At 71.0% G+C, this 9,068-nt stretch carries 5 protein-coding genes; all 5 read left to right on the top strand.

Going from position 1 to position 9,068, the window contains the following annotated elements; translation table 11 throughout:
• Positions 1–277 precede the first annotated feature (277 nt).
• A complete protein-coding gene (locus FV223_RS12970) occupies positions 278–2,170 on the top strand; it encodes a glycoside hydrolase family 15 protein (RefSeq protein ID WP_147727438.1) in 1,893 nt (630 codons plus the stop codon).
• A gap of 22 nt (positions 2,171–2,192) precedes the next feature.
• Positions 2,193–4,280 (top strand): transketolase, encoded by a 2,088-nt coding sequence (gene tkt, locus FV223_RS12975; protein WP_147727439.1) that lies wholly within the window; start codon positions 2,193–2,195, stop codon positions 4,278–4,280.
• Between the two features lie 171 nt (positions 4,281–4,451).
• On the top strand, positions 4,452–7,301 hold the full coding sequence (locus FV223_RS12980; protein WP_147727440.1) for a bifunctional transaldolase/phosoglucose isomerase: 2,850 nt from the start codon (positions 4,452–4,454) through the stop codon (positions 7,299–7,301).
• A gap of 97 nt (positions 7,302–7,398) precedes the next feature.
• Positions 7,399–8,379, top strand: a complete 981-nt coding sequence (gene gnd, locus FV223_RS12985; protein WP_147727441.1) for a phosphogluconate dehydrogenase (NAD(+)-dependent, decarboxylating) — start codon at positions 7,399–7,401, stop codon at positions 8,377–8,379.
• Positions 8,376–9,068: 6-phosphogluconolactonase (gene pgl, locus FV223_RS12990; RefSeq protein ID WP_147727442.1), on the top strand; the 693-nt coding region annotated here is incomplete at its 3' end. The genes gnd and pgl, both read left to right, overlap by 4 nt.

Consider the following 9,068-nt stretch of genomic DNA (forward strand, 5'->3'; position numbering starts at 1 on the left):
CGCCCCGGCCGCGCGCGTCGTCGGGGATGCCGCCGCCTACCTGCGCAGCGGGGCCTCGTCGCTCGGCAGCTCGGTCGCGCTCCTGGTCGACCGCCTGAACTGAGGCGGCCCGGAATCCCGCGCGATGCTGCAGTGCGGCCGCCCGACCGGGGCCGCGATCCGACCCGCACTGCCGCCGCCATCGGATTTCCCGGGCGCGGCCTGGACCGCATCGCGTCGCCGACCTAGGTGCAAGGCATCGGACGGCTGCTGTCGCCGGCCGCGACGGATCCGCTTCATGGCCGCACGCATCGAGGATTACGCGCTCATCGGCGACGGCCGCACCGCCGCGCTGATCAGCCGGCAGGGCAGCGTCGACTGGCTGTGTTGGCCGCGCTTCGATGCCTCCGCCCTGTTCGCCTCCCTCCTCGGCACAGAGGAGCACGGATTCTGGCGCCTCGCGCCGCAGGCCGGGCATGTCGAGACCACCTGGGCCTACCGCGAAGGCAGCCTCGTTCTGGAGACCCACCACAGGACCCGCGAGGGCGAGGTCCGGGTCATCGACTACATGCCCGCTGGCGACGGATCGCACCTGATCCGCCTCGTCGAGGGGCTGCACGGACGCGTCGCGATGCGCATGGATCTCGCGATGCGCTTCGATTACGGCTCGGCCGTGCCGTGGGTGTCGCACAACGAGCTCGGCGACCTCCGGGCGATCTCGGGCCCGCACAAGGCGGTCCTGCGCACCAAGGCGCATCTCAGGGGCCATGGGCAGACCACGGTCTCGGAGTTCACGGTCCATGCCGGCGAGTCGGTCGCCTTCACCCTGAGCTACGGCGCCAGCCACGAGGACGACCCGCCCCCGATCGAGCCGCGCAAGGTGCTGGCCGCCACCGACCAGTTCTGGCGGGACTGGTCCGACCGCTGCGCGAAGGGCACGCCCTGGGACGCGATGCTGAAGCGCTCGCTCCTGACGCTGAAGGCGCTGATCTACATGCCGACCGGCGGCATCGTGGCCGCGCCCACGACCTCTCTGCCGGAGTCGCTCGGCGGCGTCCGCAACTGGGACTACCGGTTCTGCTGGCTGCGCGACTCGACCTTCACCCTGATGGCGCTGATGGATGGCGGCTTCCTCGAGGAGGCGCGGGCGTGGCGCGACTGGCTGCAGCGCGCGGTGGCCGGGAATCCGGAGCAAGCGCACATCCTCTACGGCATCGCCGGCGAGCGGCTGCTGCCCGAGATCGAGCTCGACTGGCTGCCCGGCTACGAGGGCTCGAAGCCGGTCCGGGTCGGCAACGCCGCGGTGTCGCAGTTCCAGCTCGACGTCTACGGCGAGCTGTTCGACGCGCTCTACCAGGCGCGGATGCGCGGCATGCCGACCGACAAGGACGGCTGGCGCGTGGGCCTGGCGATCATCGCGCATCTGGAGAAGGTCTGGAGCGAGCCGGACGAGGGCATCTGGGAGGTGCGCGGCGGCCGCAAGCACTTCGTCCATTCGAAGGTCATGGCCTGGGTCGCCTTCGACCGCGCGATCCGCAGCCACGCCGGCCAGCCCGGCGCCCCCGACGCACCGGTCGCGCGCTGGAAGGCGATCCGCGACCGGATCCACGCGGAGGTGTGCGAGAAGGGGTTCGACCCGGAGCTCAACAGCTTCGTGCAATATTACGGCTCGAAGCAGCTCGATGCGAGCCTGCTGCTGATCGCCCATATGGGCTTCCTGCCCCAGGACGACCCGCGCGTGGTCGGCACCGTCGAGGCGATCGGCCGGGACCTGATGCGCGACGGCTTCATCCTGCGCTACGACACGCAAGGGCAGACCACGGACGGGCTGCCCGGCAACGAGGGCGCGTTCCTGCCCTGCACGTTCTGGTACGCCGACAACCTGATCGGCCTCGGCCGCCGCGCGGAAGCCCGCGCGCTGATCGAGCGCCTGATCGGCATCTGCAACGACCTCGGGCTCGTGTCCGAGGAGTACGACGGGAAGGCCCAGCGGCTGGTGGGCAACTTCCCCCAGGCGTTCACGCATGTTGCGCTCGTGAACACCATCCTCAATTACAGCCGGGCCGAAGGGCCTGCGAAGGAGCGGGGTGGCGCCGACGATTCGGATGCGCCCGCCGGCCGCGGGCCGGGCGCGCAAGTTTCGCGTGAGCACGATCCGCGCGCGGTCGCGAGCAGTCTCGCGCCGCAGTGACGACAACGGGAAAGACGACACCATGAGCGGAGCAGACACCGCGCCCAAGACGGCGCTTTCCGAGATCGACAAGCTCTCGATCGACACGATCCGCACGCTGGCGATCGATGCGGTGCAGAAGGCGAATTCGGGACACGCCGGCGCGCCGATGGCGCTGGCGCCGGTCGCCTACACCCTGTGGAACCGCTACCTGCGCTACGATCCGGCGCATCCGCACTGGCCGAACCGCGACCGCTTCGTGCTGTCCTGCGGACACGCCTCGATGCTGCTCTATTCGCTGCTGCACCTCGCCAACGTGGCCGAGACCGACGGCGGCAACGCGCCGGCCGTGACGCTCGACGACATCAAGTCCTTCCGCCAGCTCGACAGCCGCACCCCCGGCCACCCGGAATACCACTTCACCACCGGCGTCGAGACCACCACCGGGCCGCTCGGCCAGGGCGTGGCGAACTCCGTCGGCATGGCGATGGGCGGCCGCTACCTCGGCGAGCACCTGAACAAGCCCGACCTGCCGCTGTTCGACTACAACGTCTACGCGATCTGCTCGGACGGCGACCTGATGGAGGGCGTCGCCTCCGAGGCCGCCTCGATCGCCGGGCACCTGCGCCTGTCGAACCTGTGCTGGATCTACGACAACAACACCATCACCATCGAGGGCCACACCGAGCTGGCCTTCGGCGAGGAGGTCGCCACCCGGTTCCTCGCCTACGGCTGGCAGGTGCTGCGGGTCGCCGACGCCAACGACGTGCACGCGATCTCGGCCGCGATCGAGACCTTCCTGCAGTCGAGCGACCGGCCGACCATCATCGTCGTCAACTCGATCATCGGCTTCGGAGCGCCCAAGAAGCAGAACACCGCGAAGGCCCACTCGGACGCGCTCGGCGAGGACGAGGTCAAGGGCGCCAAGCGCGCCTACGGCTGGCCGGAGGACGCGCAGTTCCTGGTGCCGGACGGGGTGCAGCAGAACTTCGCCGACAACATCGGCAAGCGCGGGGCCGAGCTCTACGACCAGTGGCAGGGCTTCCTGACGGCGGCCAAGGAGGCCGACGCCGAGCACGCGGAATCGCTCGACGCCTTCTTCGAGGGCCGCCTGCCCGAGGGCTGGGACCGGGACATCCCGGTCTTCGAGCCCGATGCCAAGGGGCTCGCGACCCGCGAATCCTCCGGCAAGGTGCTGAACGCCATCGCCCAGCACGTGCCGTTCATGCTCGGCGGCTCGGCCGACCTCGCGCCGTCGAACAAGTCGAACCTCATCTTCGAGGGGGCGGGCTCGCTCACCCCGTTCGAGCCGGGCGGCCGCAACATCCACTTCGGCGTGCGCGAGCACGCCATGGGCTCGATCGTGAACGGGCTCGGGCTCTCCGGCCTCCGGGCCTACGGCGCGACCTTCCTGGTCTTCGTCGACTACATGCGCCCGGCGGTGCGGCTCGCCTCGCTGATGGAGCTGCCGGTCTTCCACATCTTCACCCACGACTCGATCGGCGTGGGCGAGGACGGGCCGACCCACCAGCCGGTGGAGCAGCTCCTGAGCCTGCGCTGCATCCCCGGGCTCGTGACGCTGCGCCCGGCCGACGCCAACGAGGTGGCCGAAGCCTACCGCGTGATCTTCTCGCTGAAGGACCAGCCGGCGGTGCTGGCACTCTCGCGCCAGCCGCTGCCGACGATCGACCGCACCAAGTTCGCCAGCGCGTCGGGCGTCGCCAAGGGCGGCTACGTGCTCGCGGGCGGCGACGCCACGCCGGAGGTGATCCTGATCGGCTCGGGCTCCGAGGTGCAGCTCTGCATGCAGGCCTACGAGAGCCTGGTCGCGGAGGGGGTGACGGCGCGCGTCGTCTCGATGCCGTCCTGGGACCTGTTCGAGCGTCAGGACGAGGCCTATCGCGAGAGCGTGCTGCCGCCGGCCGTGCTGGCCCGCGTCGCCGTGGAGCAGGGCTCGGCGATCGGCTGGGACCGCTACGCGGGCTCGGCCGGCACGATCATCGGCATGCACACCTTCGGCTCCTCGGCGCCGATCAAGGACCTGCAGGCCAAGTTCGGCTTCACCCCGGAGAAGGTGCTGCTGGCCGCCCGCGACCAGATCGCCAAGCACCGGGGCGCGCGCAAGCCCTAGCGGCCGCGACCCGGGTCTGCGTTCCGTGCCGGAGCCAAGACCCGGGTCGTGTGTTTGATCCCCAGTACATATCGACCAAGACATACCGACCAAGACAGACCCGCCGAGGCCGGCCGACCAGGCCCGGCCGGCATCGACGACGTGAAGACCGACGATCTGCGAGGCATCGACATGAACGCGCTCAAGGCCCTGCACACCGAACAGGATCAGGCGGTCTGGCTCGACTTCGTCGCCCGCGGCTTCATCGCCAAGGGCGAGCTCAAGGCGCTGGTCGAGAACGACGGCCTGCGCGGCGTCACCTCCAACCCGTCGATCTTCGAGAAGGCCATCGGCCATTCCGACGAGTACGATGCCAGCCTCAAGAGCGTGATGGAGCAGGGCGACAGCCGCGTCATCGACCTCTACGAGGGCCTGGCCATCGCCGACATCCAGGCGGCGGCCGACGTGCTGCGCCCGGTCTACGAGGCGTCCGACGGCGCCGACGGCTACGTCAGCCTCGAGGTGTCGCCCTACCTCGCCCTGCAGACCGAGGAGACGCTGGAGGAGGCCCGCAGGCTCCACAAGGCGGTCGGCCGCGACAACCTGATGGTGAAGGTGCCGGCGACGCCGGAGGGCATCCCGGCGATCCGCCAGCTCACGGCGGAGGGCATCTCAATCAACGTCACCCTGCTGTTCTCGCAGGGCGAGTACGAGAAGGTCGCCCGCGCCTTCGTCGAAGGGCTCGCGGAGCGTGCCCGCAACGGCGGCGACGTCTCGCGGATCGCCAGCGTCGCGAGCTTCTTCATCAGCCGCATCGACGTGCTCGTCGACAAGCTGCTGGACGAGAAGATCGCGGCGGCCAACGACCCCGACCAGAAGGCCGCCCTGGAGCACCTCAAGGGCAAGGTCGCGATCGCCAACGCCAAGCTCGCCTACCAGCGCTACAAGGCGGTGTTCGGGGAGGCCGCGTGGACGGGGCTCGCCGAGAAGGGCGCCAAGGCGCAGCGGCTGCTCTGGGCCTCGACCGGCACCAAGAACAAGGCCTACCGCGACGTGCTCTACGTCGAGGAGCTGATCGGCCCGAACACCGTCAACACCATGCCGCCGGCGACCATGGACGCGTTCCGCGACCACGGCGAGGTCCGCAACGCGATCGAGGAGGACGTGGCCGGGGCGGAGGCCGTGATGGCGCGCCTTTCCGAGGCCGGCATCGACATCGACGCGGTGGCCCGGCAGCTGGTCGAGGAGGGCGTGCAGCTGTTCATCGACGCCGCCGACAAGCTGCTCGGCGCGGTCGCCGGCAAGCGCGTGGCGCTGCTCGGCCACCGGCTCGACGGCCAGAGCCTCAAGCTCGGCGACGCGCTCGCGACCGAGACCGGCAAGGCGGTCGAGGCCTGGCGCGCGAGCGGCGCGATCCGCCGGCTCTGGGCGCACGACACCACGGTCTGGTCGGGCGCCGACGAGGACAAGTGGCTCGGCTGGCTCCGCATCGTCGAGGACGAGCTGGAGCGCGCCGACGCCTACGCCGCGCTCTCGGCCTGGGTGCGGAGCCGGGCGTTCAGCGACGTCGTGGTGCTCGGCATGGGCGGGTCGAGCCTCGGCCCGGAAGTGCTCGGCCTGACCTACGGCAACCGCGACGGCTTCCCCAAGCTCTCGATCCTCGACTCGACCCATCCCGACGAGGTCCGTGCGCTCGAGGCCACCCTCGACCTGCCGCGCACGCTGTTCATCGTCGCCTCCAAATCCGGCTCGACGCTGGAGCCGAACGTCTTCCGCGACTACTTCCTGGCGCGGATGAAGGCGGTCGTCGGCGACCGGGCCGGCGAGCATTTCCTCGCGGTCACCGATCCCGGCTCGGCCATGGAGAAGGCGGCCGAGGCCGACGGCTTCCGGCAGATCTTCCACGGCGTGCCGCAGATCGGCGGGCGCTACTCGGTGCTCTCGGCCTTCGGGCTGGTGCCGGCGGCCTGCATCGGCATCGACGTGAAGGATTTCCTGGAGCGGGCGCGGATCATGGTGCGCTCCTGCGGCCCGGCCGTGCCGCCGACCGAGAATCCCGGGGTGCTCCTCGGCGCCGCGATGGGGACCGCGGGGCTGGCCGGCCGCGACAAGGTGACGATCGTCGCCTCGCCGGCGATCGCGAGCTTCGGCGGCTGGGCCGAGCAGCTCATCGCGGAATCGACGGGCAAGCAGGGCAAGGGCCTGATCCCGATCGACGGCGAGCCCGTCGACGTGCCGGCCGCCTACGGCCACGACCGCGTCTTCGTCTACCTGCGCCTCGACGGCCATGCCGACGAGCGCCAGGACGAGACCCTGCGCGGCCTGGAGCGCGACGGTCATCCGGTGGTGCGCATCACCCTCGACACGGTGGAGCAGCTGCCGCAGGAGTTCTTCCGCTTCGAGATGGCGACCGCGGTGGCCGGTGCCCTGCTCGGCATCAACCCGTTCGACCAGCCCGACGTCGAGGCGAGCAAGATCGAGACGAAGAAGCTGTTCGAGGCCGCCGAGGCGAGCGGCGCGCTGCCGCCCGAGACGCCGGTGTTCGAGGACGAGACCATCGCCCTCTACGCCGACCCGGCCAATGCCGGCGCGCTGCCGGCGGCGACGGACGGCCTCGAGGCCGGGCTCAAGGCGCAGGTCGCCCGGCTCAAGGCCGGCGACTACCTGGCGCTGCTCGCCTACGTGCCCCGCAACGCGGCGAACCACGCCACGCTGCAGCAGGCCCGCCTCGCGATCCGCGACGCGAAGCACGTCGCGACCTGCCTCGAGTTCGGGCCGCGCTTCCTGCACTCGACGGGGCAGGCCTACAAGGGCGGCCCCGACAGCGGCGTGTTCGTGCAGATCACCGCCGATCCGACCGAGGATCTCGCGATCCCGGGGCGCAAGCTCGGCTTCGGCACGGTGGTCGCGGCGCAGGCGCGCGGCGACCTGTCGGTGCTGTCCGAGCGCGGGCGCCGCGCCTTGCGGATCCACATCAAGGGCGGCGACGTCCCGGCGGGCCTCAAGCGGATCTCCGCGGCCCTGACCGCCGCCGCGGGCTGAGCGACCCGACGCACGATCGCGCCCGGCTCCGCCACGCGGGCGCCGCTGGGCATGAGGGGCCCGACCCCGATAGAGTCTCAGACGGAGTGCCAAACCAATGCAGCTCGGCATGATCGGCCTCGGCCGGATGGGTGGCAACATCGTCCGGCGCCTCCTGCGCGACGGGCACACCGCGGTGGTCTTCGACCAGAACCCGGAGGCGGTGAAGGCTTTGGTCGAGGCCGGCGCGGTCGGCGCCGACAGCCTGGAGGACTTCGTCGGCAAGCTCGACGTTCCGCGGGCCGCCTGGGTGATGCTGCCGGCCGGCGCCATCACGGAGGGAACCGTCAAGACCCTGTCCGGCCTGATGCAGGCCGACGACGTGATCATCGACGGCGGCAACTCGTTCTACGGCGACGACGTGCGCCGCGCCGGCGAGCTCAAGGGCAAGGGCATCCACTACGTCGACGTCGGCACCTCGGGCGGCGTCTGGGGGCTGGAGCGCGGCTACTGCATGATGATCGGCGGCGACACCGCCGCCGTCGGCAGGCTCGATCCGATCTTCGCGACGCTGGCGCCCGGCATCGGCGACATCCCGCGGACGCCGGGCCGCGAGGGGCGCGACCCCCGCGCCGAGCAGGGCTACATCCATGCCGGCCCGAGCGGGGCGGGCCACTTCGTCAAGATGATCCACAACGGCATCGAGTACGGGCTGATGCAGGCCTATGCCGAGGGCTTCGACATCCTCAAGCACGCCGACAGCGAGAACCTGCCGCCCGAGCGCCGGTTCGACCTCAACCTCGGCGACATCGCCGAGGTCTGGCGCCGCGGCAGCGTGGTCTCGTCCTGGCTCCTCGACCTGACGGCGAACGCGCTGGCGACCGACGAGAAGCTCGACGACTATTCCGGCTACGTGGAGGATTCCGGCGAGGGGCGCTGGACGATCAATGCGGCGATCGAGGAATCCGTCCCGGCCACCGTGCTCTCGAACGCCCTCTACCGCCGCTTCCGCTCGCGCGAGGACTCCTCCTACGCCGACAAGATGCTGTCGGCGATGCGCAAGGGCTTCGGCGGGCACCAGGAGCCCAAGAAGTCATGACGGCCGCGCTGCCGCCCGATGCCGTGGTCCTGCCCGATGCCGACGCCGTGGCCCACGAGGCGGCGGAGCGCCTGATCGCCGCCTGCGAGGCCTCCCGATCCGAGCGGATCGCGATCGCCTTGTCCGGCGGCTCGACGCCGAAGCGGCTCTATGCGCTGCTGGCCGGCCCGGACCATGTCGGCCGCGTGCCGTGGGACCGGGTCCACTGGTTCTTCGGCGACGACCGGGCGGTGCCGTGGGACCACGCCGACAGCAACGTCCGCATGGTCCGCGAGGCCTTCGGCCACGGCACGGCGGTGCCGGCGGCGCACCTGCACTTCATCCCGACCGACGCGGGGCCCGAGGCCGCGGCCGAGACCTACGCGCGCACGCTCCTGGAATTCTACGGCGCCGACCGGCTCGATCCGGCCCGCCCGCTGTTCGACTGCGTCCTGCTCGGGCTCGGCGAGGACGGACACACCGCCTCGCTGTTCCCGGGCAAGCCGGCCCTGTCCGAGACGGCCAGGCTCGTCGCCCCCGTGCCCGAGGCCGGGCTCGCGCCCTTCGTGCCCCGCGTGACGCTGACCTATCCGGCGCTCGCGTCCTCCGCCCTGGTCCTGTTCCTGGTGAGCGGCGAGAGCAAGCGCGCGGCGCTCCGGCGGCTCGCCGCGGGCGAGGATCTCCCGGCCGGGCGGGTGACGAGCCAGGGC

The sequence above is a fragment of the Methylobacterium sp. WL116 genome, assembly GCF_008039455.1.
Classification (GTDB): domain Bacteria; phylum Pseudomonadota; class Alphaproteobacteria; order Rhizobiales; family Beijerinckiaceae; genus Methylobacterium.

Bases quoted from the DNA above. Each gene is read 5' to 3' on its own strand.
- gnd (WP_147727441.1), top strand. From the start codon at position 7,399: ATGCAGCTCGGCATGATCGGCCTCGGCCGGATGGGTGGCAACATCGTC.
- FV223_RS12980 (WP_147727440.1), top strand. From the start codon at position 4,452: ATGAACGCGCTCAAGGCCCTGCACACCGAACAGGATCAGGCGGTCTGG.
- FV223_RS12970 (WP_147727438.1), top strand. From the start codon at position 278: ATGGCCGCACGCATCGAGGATTACGCGCTCATCGGCGACGGCCGCACC.
- tkt (WP_147727439.1), top strand. From the start codon at position 2,193: ATGAGCGGAGCAGACACCGCGCCCAAGACGGCGCTTTCCGAGATCGAC.